The sequence below is a fragment of the Corynebacterium sp. HMSC05E07 genome, from assembly GCF_001807225.1.
GTDB classification, from domain to species: Bacteria; Actinomycetota; Actinomycetes; order Mycobacteriales; family Mycobacteriaceae; genus Corynebacterium; species Corynebacterium singulare.
The window spans coordinates 5,147-5,379 of the sequence record NZ_KV788270.1 but is presented as its reverse complement, the minus strand read 5'-3'; the positions used below and the strand labels follow the sequence as shown (position 1 = coordinate 5,379).

Here is a 233-nt window from a genome sequence, read left to right as displayed (position 1 = left end):
GTCGTTCTCCTCGCGAACCGAGTGCCAGTTACCGGCAATGCGCGGTGTTTTGCCGGTCGCGAAATCATGATTAGCAAGCAGGATGTGATTGTGGACTGCACCCGATTTACTATCAGTGTGAGTGGCTATCAGAGCGGGGGAATGGGGGGCCACAATCTCAGCTAACCGACACCCTGCATGGTGCGCCATCTCGACATCAGCAGCTGATGTTTTATCGAGCTCGTCGGGTGAGA

The 233-nt window shown here is 55.4% G+C and carries 1 protein-coding gene; it reads right to left on the bottom strand.

Features of this window, described 5'->3' with window-relative positions; genetic code table 11:
• On the bottom strand, positions 1-233 hold a 233-nt coding region (locus HMPREF3149_RS13790), incomplete at both ends, for a relaxase/mobilization nuclease domain-containing protein (RefSeq protein WP_371440979.1).